This is a genomic window from Nocardia sp. NPDC051929, assembly GCF_044548645.1.
Lineage (GTDB): Bacteria > Actinomycetota > Actinomycetes > Mycobacteriales > Mycobacteriaceae > Nocardia > Nocardia sichangensis.
Genome location: NZ_JBIUCG010000006.1, coordinates 82,881 through 97,839, shown reverse-complemented (window position 1 = coordinate 97,839; position 14,959 = coordinate 82,881). Strand labels below are relative to the sequence as shown.

Sequence of the window (14,959 nt, the reverse complement as noted above, 5' to 3'; positions counted from 1 at the left end):
TCCGGCGGCGACAAGCGAGCGCAGCGGCTCGGTTGTCGCCGCCGGACGACTCACGCGCCGGTCGGCGGCTCCCCGACTGTCGTCGTCGGGTCGATGAGGCCGAAGACCTCACCCTGCGGCCCCTGGACGAGGCCCATGCGGCCGAAGGGACTGTCGTCGGGTCCGGACATGACGGTGGCGCCGAGATCGCGCGCCTTGGCGAGCGCGTCATCGGTGTTGCCGACCTGGAACCAGGCCAGCCAATACGACGGGTTGTCGCCGGGCATCTTCGTCGAGTCGTTGATGCCGCCGACGGCGTCCCCGCCCTGCGGCAAGCTGAAGGTGGAGTAGACGAAATTCTCGCCGTCGCCGATTTCGGAGTACTGCCAGCCGAACACATCGGCGTAGAACTCCTGGGCCTTCTTGTAGTCGCTGGTGTGCAGTTCGTTCCAGCAGTAGGCGCCGTGCTCGTTGTATACCCCCGCGCCGCTGTGGGCCTTGGCCTCCCAGATCCCGAAGACCGCGCCGGTGGGGTCGGCGCCGACGACCATGCGGCCGACATCGAGTACGTCGAACGGTTGCATCATCAGCGAACCGCCCGCGGCGTTCACCTTCTCCGCGATGGCGTCGGCGCTGTCGGCGGCGAGGTAGGTGGTCCACACCGACGGCATCGGCATGCCTTCCGGCTTGGGTCCGATGCCCGCGGCCGCGCGGCCGTTGCGCATCGCCATCAGGTATCCCCCCGCCTCGGGCGGGCTGTCCTGGATCTCCCAGCCGAAGAGTGCGCCGTAGAATTCGCGGGCGCGCGCCGGGTCGTCGACCTGGCAGTCGACCCAGCACGGTGTTCCCTGCGGCCAGCTTCCGTCATGAGTGGGCATTGCGGGTGCCTCCTGATACGGGTTGCCGAATGTGCGGCCGAGACAGCCGGCACACGGCTAGTCAACCATCAGCATTCCGTTGGAGTGGGCCGATTCAGCCGACACTCCGGTCCTGTTCGCGAGCCTGAGACCAGGCGAAAGACCCCCTACACAGATCAGTCCCCGGTAGTCTCGTCGTTTCCGTGATCCTCAGTCGTCGCTGAGTCTCCGGTTTTGCGACTGGCTTGCCGGGGGCCTAGCCGGATCCTGGGTCGGTGTCTTCACTGCCTACCGACGTCTCAGCTGACAGTGCGCTCACCTACCGGTGCTCCGGTGTAATGACTAGTTTCCTCCACATTTTCCGCTAGTCAAGAGGGTCGGCAGCGCAATTCTCCGAGCCGGGCGCGCCCGTCTTCGCCGCGCCACAGGCATCCTTCAGCAAATCGATCTCGACGTGTACGCTCGGTATCCGAACCATGCGATTGTGACTGAGGTCACACCCGTCGTCCGACTGCACCCGCCTGCTGGGCGGGCCGTCCCGTTGGAGTTTCCATGGCGCTCGTTCCCCCTCCAGTTCCTACGCGGGAAGGCGTGCGCGAGCACACCTGCCGCAACCGCCCCGCCGTGGACCCCGGATCCGTCACTTCGGAGACATGATGAGCGCACCGAACCGATTCGACGAGTTGCAGCATCGCGTCGCGGACCTCGCACCGGTCTTTCGCGAGCCGCTGGACTCGCCCTACGAGATCTCGAACGCGTTGTTCGCCGCCCTCCGACACGTTCTGCACGACGTGGGCGGCCAGCCGGACACTCCGGTCGAGTACCGGGAGAAGGAGGAAGAGGCCTGGGAGATGAGCACGTACGTCACCTGCGAATGCCTCGGCTGGCGCGGCGTATGGAACTCCGAGGAACGCAGGCGAGCGGAGAACGACCTCGGCGCGACGCTGTACTTCGGTCTCCCCTACTACGCGCGCTGGGCGACCGTCGCGGCGAAGACATTGGTCGCCAAGGGATTGATCACCCCCGACGAACTGTCGGCCAAGCTGGACGAAGTACGCGCACGAATGGAGGCGCGCACATGAGCAGGAGATACCGGATCGGCGACCGTGTGCGCGTCCGCGACGCCACGTCGATGTTCCACACCCGCACCCAGGCCTACACCCGCGGGCACATAGGTGTCGTCGTCGAGTACCGGCCGGAGTGGATCATCCCGGAGGACGAGGCATGGGGACGGGACGACGGTCGCGTCGAGCCGTTCTACGTCGTGCGATTCCGCCAGAAGGATTTATGGCCCAAATACACCGGCTTCGACGTCGACACCCTGGAGACGGAGGTCTCCGAGCGCTGGCTCGAGCCCGCGGAGGAGGATGCCCAGTGAGCCGGACCCACGATCACGACGCGCACGCGCCGATCCGGACCAGCGAGGAGATCAGCGAATTCGAGGTGCTCGAGACGGCGGTGCGGGAACTCGCCATCGAGAAGGGGCTCTTCTCCCAGGAAGACCACCGCAGGTTCGCGGAGTGGGCCGAATCGGTGGGTCCGCACGGCGGATCGAAGCTGGTCGCCAAGGCGTGGACCGACCCCGAGTTCAAGGCCCGCCTGCTCGCCGACGGCACCGAGACGTGCAAGGAGATCGGCATCGACTGGCGCGATCCGACCGGATCGGGGACGCCGAGCGACTACACCTACTTCTACGTGCTGGAGAACACGCCCGAGGTGCACAACGTCATCGTGTGCACGCTGTGCTCGTGCTATCCGCGACCGGTGCTCGGGATGTCCCCGGACTGGTATCGCACGCCCAACTACCGTCGCCGCCTGGTGCGCTGGCCCCGGGAAGTGCTCGCCGAATTCGGCTTGCACTTCCCGCCCGACGTCGAGATCCGCGTGCACGACTCCAACCAGAAGTCGCGGTTCATGGTGATGCCGATGCGCCCCGAGGGCACCGAGGGCTGGACCGAGGAACAGCTGGCGGCCATCGTCACCCGGGACACGATGATCGGCGTGGCGCTGCCCCAGGCCGACTGGACCGCACAGCAGCCACCGAACCGAGTCGAAGCCGCCGCCGAGAAGGAGGGACGCCCGTGACGAGCGGTCCGTACGAAGTCCTGCTGGAGACCTTGGACCCCGCGTCGCACCGGGAGACCTCGCTGCTCGAGCTCGACGGCAAAGCCGACCCGTGGGAGTCCAGCATGCAGGCCACGTGCGAATGCCTCTCGTGGCGCGGCGCGTTCGACAACCTGGAACGCCGCCACGCCGAGGACACACTGGGCGAGACGATCTATCGCGACTTCCCGGTACGCACCCGATCGGTCGTCGTCACGGCGCACACCCTGATGGATCGCGGCGTGATCAGCCCGAACGAATTACGCGCCCGCATGGACGCCGTCCGGGAGCGATTCCACCGGCAGTAGCCCCGCGCGCGCCGCGGCCCGACCCGAACGGCCCGGAGCCTCGCCGGTTCCGGGCCGTTCCGGCTCGGAACGACAGCGATGCCGAGGTGCTGCCAGATCAACGCAAAACGGCTCCGGAACCATGTTCCGGAGCCGTTTTCCCTTAGTAGCGGGGACAGGATTTGAACCTGCGACCTCTGGGTTATGAGCCCAGCGAGCTACCGAGCTGCTCCACCCCGCGTCGGTGAACACAACATTACACATGGGTTCGCAGAGTCTGCAAATCGCCAGCTCAGAGGCGGTTTCGACGAGGTGAACAGACCGCACGACAGGAACATCCGCCCGCCACCGAACTCCGGAACCATGCCGCAGCAATCACGATGCCGCACATTTCCACACCGCGCCCTCAAGATTCACCACCGAAAACGCACTTCAAACGTGACCTACTTCACCATTTCAGGGTGATCTCACTCACATAACGATGCGATAACTTCGCACGGAATCAGCGTGTTGACGACGTTTCCCACCTGGTAAAACTCGCATATTCGAGTTATTCGAATCATGCAATTCCGGCGTTATCAAGATGTGATCTGCTGAGAATTCTTCGTTACCGTCACTCCACGGCCCGGATCATCCGAGACGGGCTCGAACTCGAACCGCCGAACACCGGTGACCCTGTCCCGCGGCTCGAGGATCCCCGACGACCTGGGGACAGGGACACGGCAGTAAGCACGATCGCCGTGCCGGCGGGCGCAGGGAGGGAAACGACCATGACTGAGAACCGGAAGATCAGCACCCGCGCCATCGGCTTCGCCGCCATCACCGGCGCTCTTGTTGCCGTCCCGTTCGCATTCTCCACCGCTTCCGCCTCCGCGGCCACCCACGACTGGGACGGCGTCGCGCAGTGCGAGAGCGGTGGCAACTGGGGGATCAACACCGGAAACGGCTACTACGGTGGCCTGCAGTTCTCGCAGAGCACCTGGGCCGCCAACGGCGGCAAGGGCTCGGCCCACACCGCCAGCAAGGCGGAGCAGATTCGCGTGGCGGAGAACGTGCTCGCCACCCAGGGCCCCGGCGCGTGGCCGGTGTGCGGCCGGTACCTGCGCCAGGGCACCTCCGAGCCCGAGACGCTGGCCCCGGCGGAGGAACTTCCCGCCGTGCCCGAGCCCGCCCAGCCCACCGTGAGCGCGGCGCAGTCCGTGGTCGAGAAGGCCAAGTCCGCCGCGGACGAGCTGGCCGAGCAGTACGGCCTGAAGGGACAGTTCGAGCAGATCTTGAGCCAGAACAGCGCGCTGATCGACTCCCTCGGTCGCTGACCCATCCCGCGCCGAAAGAAAGACGCCGCCATCGCGATGATGGCGGCGTCTTTCTTCGTGCCGGTCCTATCCGGCGGCACTACTCAGCGACCGGCGTCCTGATACGCCTTGACCGCGGCGTCCAGCTCGTCCAGCGCACGGCCGAAGTCCTGGAAGTTCCCGCTGCGCATGGCGTTGCGCACGTTCTCGATCTTGCGGTTGAGCTCGGCCGCCGCGGCGTCCTTGGCGGCGGACGATCCCGTCGCCGGTGGCGGGACCGAAGCGGGCGGCGGTGTCGAGGCGTTACTGGTCCCGTTGTTGCCGTTCTCGGCGGGGACCGGAGTGGTGCCCGGCTTGGGCCTGGTGCCCGAGTCACCGCCGAACGGCGTCGCCAGCGCGCCCGCGCCCGGGATCACTTGGTTCAGCGCGTCCGCCAAAGTCGAGGCGTAGCCCACCTTGACGTTGCCCGCCTCGTCGCGATAGCTCACCAGCACCCGCAGCAGCTGCGGGAAGGTCGCCGTGTTCGGCCCGGTGTTGCGTTCGTTGTAGAACGGCTCCACATAGAGGATGCCGCCGTCCGCGACCGGCAGGGTCAGCAGATTGCCATATTTGATCTTGTTCGAATTGGACAGCAGCGTTTTCTCGCGGGACACCTCAGGCGAGGTCGTCATCCGGTTCTGCGTCTGCTGCGGACCCAATGTCTGTGTGTCCGTTGGCAATCGAAGAATCGTGAATTTCCCGTAGCCGTCCGGGTCGGAACGCACCGAGATATAGGCCGCGAGATAAGGCCGGTTGTAGCCGGTCATCGCACTGGTCAGATTGAACGTCGGCTTGTTCGTTTTCGGGTCGCCCAGCAGCACGTAATACGGCGGCTGGTTGGCGGTGGTCCCGCCCTCGGTGGTCGGGTCGGCGGGAACCGACCAGAAAGCGTTGTTGGTGAAGAATTCTCGGGGATCGTCCACGTGATACTTCGACAGCATCTCGCGCTGCACCTTGAACAGATCCTCCGGGTAGCGGAAGTGCGCCCGCAGTTCCGGCGAGATCTCGCTCTCCGGCTTCACCGCGCCCGGGAACACCCCGCGCCATGCCTTCAGCACCGGGTCCGAGGAGTCCACCTCGTAGAGCGTGACGCTGCCGTCGTACGCGTCGACCGTCGCCTTCACCGAGTTGCGGATGTAGCTGACCGCCTTACGCGGCAGCAGCCGCCCGGTCTTCTTGTCGATGCTGTCCTCCAGCGCGCCCTCCAGCGAGGTGGTCTGCGCGTAGGGGTAGTTGTCCAGCGTGGTGTAGGCGTCCACGATCCAGACGATCCGTCCGCCGACAACCGCGGGGTAGGCGTTGCCGTCGGTGGTCAGCCAGGGCGCGACCTTCTGCACCCGCTCGCGCGGGCTGCGGTTGAAGATGATCTTCGAGTCGTCGCCGATGGCCGAGGAGAACAGGATGTTGCGCTCGGCGTACTTGGCCGCGAAGGCCAGGCGGTTGAACCAGTTGCCGATCGGCACGCCGCCCTTGCCGGTGTAGGTGTACTGGGCGGTGTCGGAGTCGTACTCGCGCGGACGCTGGCCGTCCATCGCGCCGACGATCGCGTAGTCCGGGTTCGCCTGCGAGATCAGCTCGCCGAAGTAGACGCGCGGCTGGTCCACCTTGATCCGCTGCTTGTCCGCCGGCGTGAACAGATCGCTGACCATGAAGATCGGATAACCGCCGTCGCCGCTGCCCCCCGCGGCATTCGGATCGTCCGACGGCGGCTTGTTCACCCGGTTGGCCGGGGCGGCGACGAAGCCGTTGCCGTGGGTGTACACGGTGTGACGGTTGATCCAGTCGGTCTGGTTGCCGCTCAGCGCCGCGGGCGAGAGCTCCCTGGCGGCGACGATGTAGTCCTGGACGTCACCGTCGAGGTTGTAGCGGTCGATGTCCAGCGACTCCGGGAAGCCGTAGAAGTTCTTCAGCTGGCGCAGCTGCGTGAATGTGGGCGAGAGGATGTTCGGGTCGAGCAGCCTGGCGTTGCCGACGGTCGCGGCGTCGACCGGCACCTCGAGCGGGCTCTTGCTGCTCTCGCCCTTGTAGTCCTTGTAATCGATCCTGTCGTCGGTGATGCCGAACGCCTGCCTGGTGGCGGCGATGTTGCGTTCGATGTACTCGCTCTCCTTGTCCGCGGCGTTCGGCCGCACCGAGAACTGTTCGACCACCAGCGGCCACACCGCGCCGACCAGGATCGAGGACAGCACCAGCAGCGCGGCGGCCATCGCGGGCACCCGCAGATCGCGCAGCACGATGCCCGCGAAGAAGGCCAGCGCGCAGATCACCGCGATGGACAGCAGGATCAGCTTGGCGGGCAGCACCGCGTTGATGTCGGTGTAGGAACCGCCGGTGAAGGTGGGTTCCTTGCGGCTGCTGGAAAGCAGTTCGTAGCGGTCGAACCAGTAGGCGATCGCCTTGAGCAGGACGAAGATCCCGGCCAGTACGGCGAGCTGGATGCGCGCGGGGCGGGTGAGCGTGCCCTCGCGGCCGGTCAGCCGCAGGCCGCCGAAGACGTAGTGGGTGACCAGGCTGGCGAAGAACGCGATCACCACCGCGACGAACAGCCAGTTCAGCACCATCCGGTAGAAGGGCAGGTCGAAGGCGTAGAAGCCGACGTCGAGGCCGAACTCCGGATCCTTCTCGCCGAACGATCCGCCGTTGAGGAACAGCTGCACCGTCACCCAGTTCGACTGCGCCACCAGACCCGACAGCAGGCCCAGCAGCACCGGGATGCCGACGCCGAACAGCCGCAGCCTGCTCATCACGGTGGTGCGGTAGCGCGCGATCGGATCGTTCGGACCCGCTACCGGCACGAACACCGGCCTGGTGCGGTAGGCCAGCAGCAGCGCCAGCCAGACCACCAGGCCGACGAAGGCCGCCACGACGAGGAACAGCAGCACCCTGGTCCGCAGCACGGTGAGATACACGTTGCGGAAGCCGACCTCGCCGAACCACAGCCAATTCGTGTAGGTGTCCGTCAACCGCGGCCCGAGCAGCAGTAACGCCGCTAGGACGATGGCCGCCACCAGCAGCACACGGCTGCGTCGGGACAGCGAAGGTAAGCCGGTGGGGGGCCGCATGCCCACGATGCCACTCTCCAAGGTCCGGCGACGCTCGCACCGATACGCTCGGCCGATGCGCCGCAGTCCGATGTTGCGGGTGGTCCTTCCGGACCGTCTCGGCCCACTCTACGGAAATCGGACACCATGCAGCTGGCAGGGTTGCGCTTGCCGCGCCGGGGAACCGATCGCCCGGGTTTCCGGCTGTCCGCGCCTGCGGTTTGATTGGATGTTCGCGTGAGCCCAGACCTGCACGCCGAACTCGTCCTTGCCCGATCCGTCCGGGAGGTGGCGGAATTCGTCGATGCCGAGGGGTGGGGCCGTCCCCCGCAGATGTTCGCCCTGGTGCCGACCGCGGATCTGGTCGCGGCGCAGCCGGAACTGGAGGATCAGCTCGACGAGGGCGACGAGCTGACGCCGGTCGCCCAGGAAGCTTTCCCGGACGACATCACCGGCGGCTCGATCGCCCTGGACGAATTCCTGGCCACCACCAGTTGGCCCCCCGCCGTCCGCGGTTGCGTGCTGGTGCAGGAGATCGTGGTGCTCCCTCCGGACGCCGAATCGACGCTCGACGACGCGCTCGCCCCGCTGCTGGCCGACCACGATGCCGCCGACGCGGCCGCGCGCGCCGCCGCCGAGGCGCACCCGGAGCGCCGGGAGGCCCGGTTGTTCGCCGCGGTGCTGCGCGACGGCGCGTCGCTGTGCCTGTTGCAGCTGCGCCCCGCGGACGACGCGGACGATTTCGGCGACCTCGACCTGCGCACCTACCCCAATCTGGCGCCGAACCTCGTCGAAGCGCTGCATCACACCCTGGAGTGAAGCGCTGACGCTCCGGTGCGGCGCTGCGCGGCCCGATCGCGGTTCAACGGCCGGGCGCGCGGCGTTCTTCGGTCGGGATCACCAGCCGCTGCGCGGTCCGGGCGAGTCGCGCGGCTTCCGTCGCGGGTTGTCGACCGACCGAGCGATCCGGCTCACCCGCAGCCGACCGGTTCCTTGCCGGTGTTGATCTCGTTGAGCGACTGCACCGCGCCGGTGAGTGTCTCGACGCGCACCAGCCGCAGGCCGTCGGGAGTCCGCTGTTTGGCCTCGTCGCAGTTGGCGGCGGGGACCATGAAGGTCTCCGCGCCCGCGTCCCGCGCGGCCATCATCTTGTACTGGATGCCGCCGATCGGCCCCACCTTGCCGTCCTGATCGATGGTTCCGGTGCCCGCGACGAACTTGCCGCCGTCCAGTTCGCCGGGGGTGAGCTTGTCGATCAGGGCCAGGCTGAACATCAGACCCGCCGAGGGGCCTCCGATGTCGGCGAGATTGAACGCGACCTCGAGCGGCGGCCGGGCGCCCTCGCCCGGCGTCACGCCGAGGTAGCCCTTGGCCGGGTCGCCGGGGCGGGCGCCGAGCACGATCGACGCGGTCTGCTCGGCGTTGTCGCGCCGGAAAACCACGGTGAGCGTGCTGCCGGGCGCCTGGGACGAGACCGCGGTCACGACATCCTTGGGGGTCGTCATCGGCGTGCCGTTGATGCTGATCAGCTCGTCACCCGCGCGCAGCGCGTCGTGGGCGGGCCCGTCGTCGGACACCTTGCGCAGCAGCACGACCGTGGGCAGGTTCAGGTAGTGCAGGGCGGCGACCTCGGCGTTGCCCTCCGAGTCCTTGAAGTCCTCTTGGTTGGACTTGTCGATCTCCTCGCGCGACACGCCGGGCGGGTAGACCTCCGAGCGCGGCACCAGGCCGTGCTTGCCGCTGGCCCAGAAGCCGAACGCCTCGAAGATGCTCAGCCCGTCGCGCACCGACACCGTGGTCATGTTGAGATGACCCGTGGTCGGATCGATCTCGGTGCCCCGCACATCGACGACGTCCTTGCCGTCCACCGTGCCGAGGGTGTTGAAGGTGGGGCCGGGCCCGAGTGCGACGAACGGCACAGTCAGTACGCTGCCGACGACACCGAGCACGAGCACCGGGATCAGTGCGGCCACCAGGGTGAGGATCCGACGATTCACCTGGACCACAGTAATGACAGCCCGCGGCGTGAGTGGGCGGAGGCGGTCATTTCGCCCGGGCGCGCCGCCTCCGGTTTCGCGCCGCGCGAACACAGGGACGCTGTGCTACACGCGTAACGTGAAGAGCATGAACGACCTCCCCTTCGGATTCTCGAACCGCGACGACGACGATCGCAAGCGCGGTGACGAGCCGAGCGGTCCCGGCCCGAACGACCCGTTCGGTTTCGGTATCGGTGGGTCCGGCGCGGGCGGGTTCGACCCGGCGCAACTCGGCCAGATGCTGACCTCGCTCGGCCAGATGCTCAGCGGCATGGGACAACCGGGCTCGGCGCAGGCCGGGCCGGTGAACTACGACGTCGCCAAGCGGCTGGCCCGCCAGCAGCTCGGCCCGACCGTCGCCCCGGTGAGCTCGGGCGCCGCGAGCGCGGTGACCGACGCCGCGCACCTCGCCGAACTCTGGCTCGACGGCGCGACCACCCTGCCCGCGGGCGCCGCCAAGACGGTCGCGTGGACCGCCAACGACTGGATCGAGCAGACCCTGCCCACCTGGCAGCGGCTGTGCGACCCGGTCGCCGAGCAGATTTCGGGCATGTGGACCGCGGCGCTGCCGGAAGAGGCCAGGCAGTTCGCCGCGCCGATGGTCGGCATGCTTGGCCAGATGGGCGGCCTGGCCTTCGGATCGCAGCTCGGCCAAGCGCTCGGCCAGCTCGCCAAAGAGGTACTGACCTCCACCGACATCGGCCTTCCGCTCGGCCCCACCGGCACCGCGGCGCTACTGCCCGCGGCGATCTCGGAGTTCAGTGCCGGACTGGAGCAGCCGGAAAGCGAGATCCTGGTGTTCCTCGCCGCGCGTGAGGCCGCCCACCAGCGGCTGTTCGCGCACGTGCCGTGGCTGCGTCAGCAGGTGCTCGGCGCGGTCGAGGACTACGCGCGCGGCATCCGGATGGACTTCTCCGCGATGGAGCAGGCCGCGCAGAACATCGACCCGATGTCGCTGACCGATCCGTCGAAGCTCGAGGAGATCTTGGCCCAGGGCACGTTCGAGCCGCAGACCACGCCCGAGCAGAAGCAGGCGCTGGAACGGCTGGAAACGCTGCTGGCGCTCATCGAGGGCTGGGTGCAGGTGGTCGTCGCCGACGCCGTGGGCGACCGCTTGCCCGGCGCGGGCGCGCTGGCGGAGACGCTGCGCAGGCGGCGCGCCACCGGCGGTCCCGCGGAACAGACCTTCGCCACGCTGGTCGGGCTGGAGTTGCGTCCGCGCAAGCTGCGCGAGGCGGCGGCGCTGTGGCGCAGGCTCACCAGCGACGCGGGCATGACCGCCCGCGACCGCGTGTGGGCGCACCCGGACCTGCTGCCGGATTCCGACGACCTGGACTCCCCCGCCGGTTTCATCGACTCGGTCATCGGCGGCGGCGCCACCGTCTTCGACGACCCGCTGGCGCAATTGGCCGAAACCGAGGCTCGTGAGCGAGCAGCACGCGAGCAAAAGGACGACGACACCGGCCCCGACCTGGGCAAAGAAGGCGGCGAATCCTCCTGATTCAGGCTGTGGATGACGCGAAATCCTGTGGATAACCAAGGATTTCGCCACGGGCCGCACCCCCCGAGGTTCGCATACTGATGACATGACAACGATGTGTCGTGGTCCTCGATTGCGGCCGCGGGTTACCGTCCTGGTCCGCCCGACCGGCGTCGTCCAACTCGGTTGCGATCCGGAAACCGCCGTGGTGCTCGATCCGGAAGGCATGGACGCGGAGACCGTCGTCACCTTCCTCCGCCTGCTCGACGGTCTGCGCACCAAGCCGCAGATCATCTGGCGCGCCGGAGAATGCGGTATCGATGCCGAACGCGCCGTGGCATTGCTCACGCTGGTCGACGAAGCCGGACTGCTGGACCACCCGGAGGACCGGGCCGGTCACGTGCGAACAGTGCGAGTACACGGCCTCGGGCCGCTGTCGGACGCGGTGTCGGCCGGCTTGCGGGCGCTCGGTATGCGGCCGAGCCGTTCCCGGGACTACCCCACCGGTACGGCGACGGCGCGGTCCTGGGGAGTGGACCTCGTGGTGCTCGCCGACACGCTGATGCCCGACCCCCGACTGGTGAGTGATCTAGTGCTGCACCAGATCCCGCATCTTTCACTGCGCATCCGCGACAGCAAGGGCGTCATCGGTCCCTTGGTGTTGCCGGGCGTCACCAGCTGCCTGCGCTGCGCGGACCTGATCCGCGCACGGAACGACACCGACTGGCCACACCTGGCGGCCCAACTACTCGGCCGCATCGGCCACGCCTCCCCCGCCGGAATCGCCGCCACCACGGCAATCGCCCTCGCCGAACTCGAAACGATCATCGACTGCTCGCCCCGACGAACCCCCGCCACCTTGAACGCGACGCTGGAACTGGACCTGGACTCCCACACCCTCGATCGCCGCCGATGGGACCGCCATCCCGACTGCGGGTGCGTGCACCTTTCCGCAGCGCACGGCGTCGGAATACCGCCGTGATGCCTCCACCCAGGAACTCATCTGGCGACCGCGAGCACGAACCGCATCGGTCCACCCCAACGACGGCGACGTCGGTCACTGACTCCGCACCGTGGGCGTGGCGGGCGCGGGACAAGATCACCTTCGCCGCGCTGGACTGGCGGCCGGATACCTCGCTGAAGCTGATCTGCCCTGGATGAGCCCCGCCATCCCGAACGCGACTCTCGAACTGAATTCGGATTCACACCCTCGGTCGGCGCGGACGCGACCGGTACCCCGCATGCATGTGCGCACTCGTTTCCGCAGGTCATGCGCACTGAAGCCGATGGTGATCAAGATTGCCGTGGCCGACCGGCCGGTCCGTCCGCCATGATGGGTACGTGTCTGAGATCGTGCGCCGTCGCTCGTCCCGCAACGCCAAGTTGGCCAAGATTCCACTCGGCATAGCCGGGCGGGCGGCCGTGGGGTTCGGCAAGAAGCTCGCCGGAGGCGACAAGTCGGAGATCAACGCGCAGCTCAATCAGAAGGCCGCGGAGCAGCTGTTCACGGTGCTCGGCGAGCTCAAGGGCGGCGCGATGAAGTTCGGGCAGGCGCTCAGCGTGATGGAGGCCGCGGTCCCCGAGGAGTTCGGCGAGCACTATCGCGAGGCGCTCACCAAGCTGCAGGCCGCCGCGCCGCCGATGCCGGCCGCGACTGTCCACCGCGTGCTCGACCAGCAGCTCGGCACCCAGTGGCGGACCCGCTTCCGTGAGTTCGACGACGCCCCGGCCGCGTCGGCCAGCATCGGGCAGGTGCACCGGGCGGTGTGGTCGGACGGGCGCACCGTCGCGGTGAAGGTGCAGTACCCCGGCGCCGACGAGGCGCTGCGCGCCGATCTCAAGACCCTGTCTCGCATGTCCGGTCTGGTCGCTTCCGTGATCCCCGGCGCGGACGTGAAGCCGATTCTCGCCGAGATCACCGAGCGCACCGAAGAGGAGCTGGACTACCGCAACGAAGCCGCCAACCAGCGCGCATTCGCCAAGGGCTTCGACGGGCACGCCGAGATCGTGGTGCCGAAGGTGGTGGCGAGCGCGCCGAAGGTGATCGTCACCGAATGGCTGGACGGCGTCCCCGTCTCCACGATCATCAAGCAGGGCGCCGAGGATCCGGAGGGCACCCGTGCGCTGCGCAATCGCGTCGCGGGGCTGATGGGCCGGTTCCACTTCTCCTCCCCGGAGGTGGTCGGACTCCTGCACGCCGACCCGCACCCGGGCAATTTCATGATGCTGCCCGACGGCAAGTTGGCGGTGATCGATTTCGGAGCCTGCGCACCGATGCCGGACGGTTTCCCCCCGGTGCTGGGCCGAATGCTGGCCCTCGCGGTCGAGGAGCGATTCGCCGAACTCACCGAACTGCTATACGACCACGGCTGGGTGATCCCCGGCCGAGTGGTCACCCACCAGGAGATCGCCGACTACCTGCGGCCGTTCACCGACCCGATCCAGGCCGACTCGTTCCACTTCACCCGCAGGTGGATGCAGCGGGTCGCGGGCAAGGCTTCGGAGATCTCCAGCCCGGAGATGAAAACCGCACGCGCACTGCAACTTCCGGCGCAGTACGTGATGATCTTCCGGGTACTCGGCGGCTCCGTCGGCATCCTGGCGCAACTCGACGCCGAACTGCCGTTCATGCAATTGGTCCGCACCTGGATGCCCGGCTTCAGCGAGGAACGCACCGCCTCCTGAGCAGAATCCCCTCGAACTCGGTCGAAGCGATAACCCCCGCGCTGAACCGCGCAACTAAAGCGCGCAACTAAAAAAAGAAACTTCACGCCACCCCCGGCCCCGTCGGGTGCGAGTCTTACGAGCACCGTTCGCGGCCCGTCTCGCGGCCGCGAACACGCAGCGCCGCAGGCGCTGCAAAGCAGACCAGCCGCCCACCAGACAACGGTGGGCGGCTGGTCTGCTTTCTCGTTCGTTGGCTCGGCCCGTGCCGGGACCGACCGAATCGAGCACATCGACCGGAGGGAGGGAAGTCACTCCCCGGCTCATGCCGGGACCGCGACCTTGCGCGGACGACCACGCGGACGCTTGCGGGCGATCACGACACCCTGGTCGAAGATCTCACCGCCCCAAACACCCCATGGCTCACCACGATCCATGGCGGCGCTCAGGCAGCCCTTGCGGATCGGGCAGGTCGCGCACAGCGCCTTGGCCTGCTCCAACTGGACCGGGCTCTCGGCGAACCAGAGGTCCGGGTCTCCAGCACGGCAGGGCAGGACCTTGGTGATCTCCTGGGTCCGAGTAGGCGACGCCACGGTTCGGCATGTCACGTCAGTAGTGGCCTGCGGCCAACTCTGTGCGGTGAACACGTCGTTCTCCTTCAGCTCGTTTGCAGCGGTTCGTTTGTTGTGGCGAAACCGGTGCCGGTCGGCTGAAGGGCCGGAGAATACTGGCCACGGTTTCGCTGTCTTGCGATCCGTGGCCAGGAGGTCGGGGAGGAGTTCCCTACCTAGGTCGACATCTGTGTCGAGTCCTGTTCACGGTCGCTGGGTGTGCGGTGCGGAGGCGTGCTGCCCGCGGATCCGCCGGCTCGAAGCCGACTTCATCCGCGAAGACACCGACTGCTGCCTCGACAGCCGTCGGGTGCCAGCCCGCGCTGGGCTTGCCCTGAATCTGGGTGCGGTTCGACGCATGCATGGCAAGGCAATTCACTTGCGTGCCGGACATGCCGAACGCACCGATTCCGGACAGACCGATCCCCTGCAAGGCGAGGATCCCCCGGGAGGCCGCCATGGGCGCATAGACCGCAACGCCACTGGCGCCGAAGTTCATGATGTTGTCCATTGCTCTGCCTCCCTCCTGTACTCGTTGTGTGTCGGTAACTGTGCGCGCCGAGATGC

At 67.5% G+C, this 14,959-nt stretch carries 14 protein-coding genes and 1 tRNA gene; 9 read left to right on the top strand and 6 right to left on the bottom strand.

Features of this window, described 5'->3' with window-relative positions:
* Window positions 1-50: 50 nt before the first annotated feature.
* Complete coding sequence (locus tag ACIHAX_RS09480; RefSeq protein WP_355079880.1) at window positions 51-857, bottom strand: VOC family protein; 807 nt, start codon at window positions 855-857, stop codon at window positions 51-53.
* Window positions 858-1,492: 635 nt separating this feature from the next.
* On the opposite strand from ACIHAX_RS09480, the gene ACIHAX_RS09475 reads away from it, so the two are divergent.
* The 4 genes from ACIHAX_RS09475 to ACIHAX_RS09460 are packed head-to-tail and all read left to right on the top strand — an operon-like array spanning window position 1,493 to window position 3,247.
* Window positions 1,493-1,918 carry a hypothetical protein gene (locus ACIHAX_RS09475; protein ID WP_355079882.1) on the top strand — a complete coding sequence of 142 codons (426 nt, stop codon included), beginning with the start codon at window positions 1,493-1,495 and terminating at the stop codon, window positions 1,916-1,918.
* On the top strand, window positions 1,915-2,214 hold the full coding sequence (locus ACIHAX_RS09470) for an SH3-like domain-containing protein (protein WP_356960827.1): 300 nt from the start codon (window positions 1,915-1,917) through the stop codon (window positions 2,212-2,214). Before ACIHAX_RS09475 ends, ACIHAX_RS09470 begins: the two co-directional genes overlap by 4 nt.
* Window positions 2,211-2,921 (top strand): thiocyanate hydrolase subunit gamma, encoded by a 711-nt coding sequence (scnC, locus tag ACIHAX_RS09465; protein ID WP_355079885.1) that lies wholly within the window; start codon window positions 2,211-2,213, stop codon window positions 2,919-2,921. The genes ACIHAX_RS09470 and scnC overlap by 4 nt, the downstream gene beginning before the upstream one ends.
* A complete protein-coding gene (locus tag ACIHAX_RS09460) occupies window positions 2,918-3,247 on the top strand; it encodes a ScnB (protein ID WP_397276769.1) in 330 nt (109 codons plus the stop codon). Before scnC ends, ACIHAX_RS09460 begins: the two co-directional genes overlap by 4 nt.
* A gap of 146 nt (window positions 3,248-3,393) precedes the next feature.
* On the opposite strand, the gene ACIHAX_RS09455 is transcribed toward ACIHAX_RS09460, so the two are convergent.
* Window positions 3,394-3,467: transfer RNA gene (locus ACIHAX_RS09455), tRNA-Met, on the bottom strand.
* Window positions 3,468-3,996: 529 nt separating this feature from the next.
* On the opposite strand from ACIHAX_RS09455, the gene ACIHAX_RS09450 reads away from it, so the two are divergent.
* Window positions 3,997-4,542, top strand: a complete 546-nt coding sequence (locus tag ACIHAX_RS09450) for a transglycosylase family protein (protein ID WP_355079939.1) — start codon at window positions 3,997-3,999, stop codon at window positions 4,540-4,542.
* Between the two features lie 83 nt (window positions 4,543-4,625).
* Here the strand turns inward: ACIHAX_RS09450 and ACIHAX_RS09445 are convergent, their stop codons facing one another.
* The gene (locus ACIHAX_RS09445; protein WP_355079941.1) at window positions 4,626-7,628 is read right to left on the bottom strand and encodes a UPF0182 family protein; all 3,003 of its coding nucleotides are present in this window, start codon (window positions 7,626-7,628) and stop codon (window positions 4,626-4,628) included.
* A 210-nt stretch (window positions 7,629-7,838) separates the two neighbouring features.
* On the opposite strand from ACIHAX_RS09445, the gene ACIHAX_RS09440 reads away from it, so the two are divergent.
* Window positions 7,839-8,420 carry a PPA1309 family protein gene (locus tag ACIHAX_RS09440; protein WP_397276767.1) on the top strand — a complete coding sequence of 194 codons (582 nt, stop codon included), beginning with the start codon at window positions 7,839-7,841 and terminating at the stop codon, window positions 8,418-8,420.
* Between the two features lie 152 nt (window positions 8,421-8,572).
* Here ACIHAX_RS09440 and ACIHAX_RS09435 read toward each other — a convergent pair whose 3' ends face one another.
* Complete coding sequence (locus tag ACIHAX_RS09435) at window positions 8,573-9,598, bottom strand: PDZ domain-containing protein (protein ID WP_356960796.1); 1,026 nt, start codon at window positions 9,596-9,598, stop codon at window positions 8,573-8,575.
* A gap of 127 nt (window positions 9,599-9,725) precedes the next feature.
* Between ACIHAX_RS09435 and ACIHAX_RS09430 the strand changes: the two genes are divergently transcribed.
* The 3 genes from ACIHAX_RS09430 (at window position 9,726) to ACIHAX_RS09420 (ending at window position 13,802) form a co-directional block, all read left to right on the top strand.
* Window positions 9,726-11,138 (top strand): zinc-dependent metalloprotease, encoded by a 1,413-nt coding sequence (locus ACIHAX_RS09430; protein WP_355079947.1) that lies wholly within the window; start codon window positions 9,726-9,728, stop codon window positions 11,136-11,138.
* An 85-nt stretch (window positions 11,139-11,223) separates the two neighbouring features.
* Window positions 11,224-12,099, top strand: a complete 876-nt coding sequence (locus ACIHAX_RS09425; RefSeq protein WP_356960793.1) for a hypothetical protein — start codon at window positions 11,224-11,226, stop codon at window positions 12,097-12,099.
* Between the two features lie 359 nt (window positions 12,100-12,458).
* A complete protein-coding gene (locus ACIHAX_RS09420; protein ID WP_364431393.1) occupies window positions 12,459-13,802 on the top strand; it encodes an AarF/UbiB family protein in 1,344 nt (447 codons plus the stop codon).
* A 302-nt stretch (window positions 13,803-14,104) separates the two neighbouring features.
* On the opposite strand, the gene ACIHAX_RS09415 is transcribed toward ACIHAX_RS09420, so the two are convergent.
* Both ACIHAX_RS09415 and ACIHAX_RS09410 read right to left on the bottom strand, forming a co-directional pair.
* Window positions 14,105-14,428 (bottom strand): WhiB family transcriptional regulator, encoded by a 324-nt coding sequence (locus tag ACIHAX_RS09415; protein WP_379256123.1) that lies wholly within the window; start codon window positions 14,426-14,428, stop codon window positions 14,105-14,107.
* A gap of 136 nt (window positions 14,429-14,564) precedes the next feature.
* The gene (locus ACIHAX_RS09410; RefSeq protein WP_355079953.1) at window positions 14,565-14,903 is read right to left on the bottom strand and encodes a hypothetical protein; all 339 of its coding nucleotides are present in this window, start codon (window positions 14,901-14,903) and stop codon (window positions 14,565-14,567) included.
* Between the last annotated feature and the right edge of the window lie 56 nt (window positions 14,904-14,959).

Bases quoted from the DNA above. Each gene is read 5' to 3' on its own strand.
- ACIHAX_RS09430 (WP_355079947.1), top strand. From the start codon at position 9,726: ATGAACGACCTCCCCTTCGGATTCTCGAACCGCGACGACGACGATCGC.
- ACIHAX_RS09480 (WP_355079880.1), bottom strand. From the start codon at position 857: ATGCCCACTCATGACGGAAGCTGGCCGCAGGGAACACCGTGCTGGGTC.
- ACIHAX_RS09470 (WP_356960827.1), top strand. From the start codon at position 1,915: ATGAGCAGGAGATACCGGATCGGCGACCGTGTGCGCGTCCGCGACGCC.
- ACIHAX_RS09475 (WP_355079882.1), top strand. From the start codon at position 1,493: ATGAGCGCACCGAACCGATTCGACGAGTTGCAGCATCGCGTCGCGGAC.
- ACIHAX_RS09410 (WP_355079953.1), bottom strand. From the start codon at position 14,903: ATGGACAACATCATGAACTTCGGCGCCAGTGGCGTTGCGGTCTATGCG.
- ACIHAX_RS09425 (WP_356960793.1), top strand. From the start codon at position 11,224: ATGACAACGATGTGTCGTGGTCCTCGATTGCGGCCGCGGGTTACCGTC.
- ACIHAX_RS09450 (WP_355079939.1), top strand. From the start codon at position 3,997: ATGACTGAGAACCGGAAGATCAGCACCCGCGCCATCGGCTTCGCCGCC.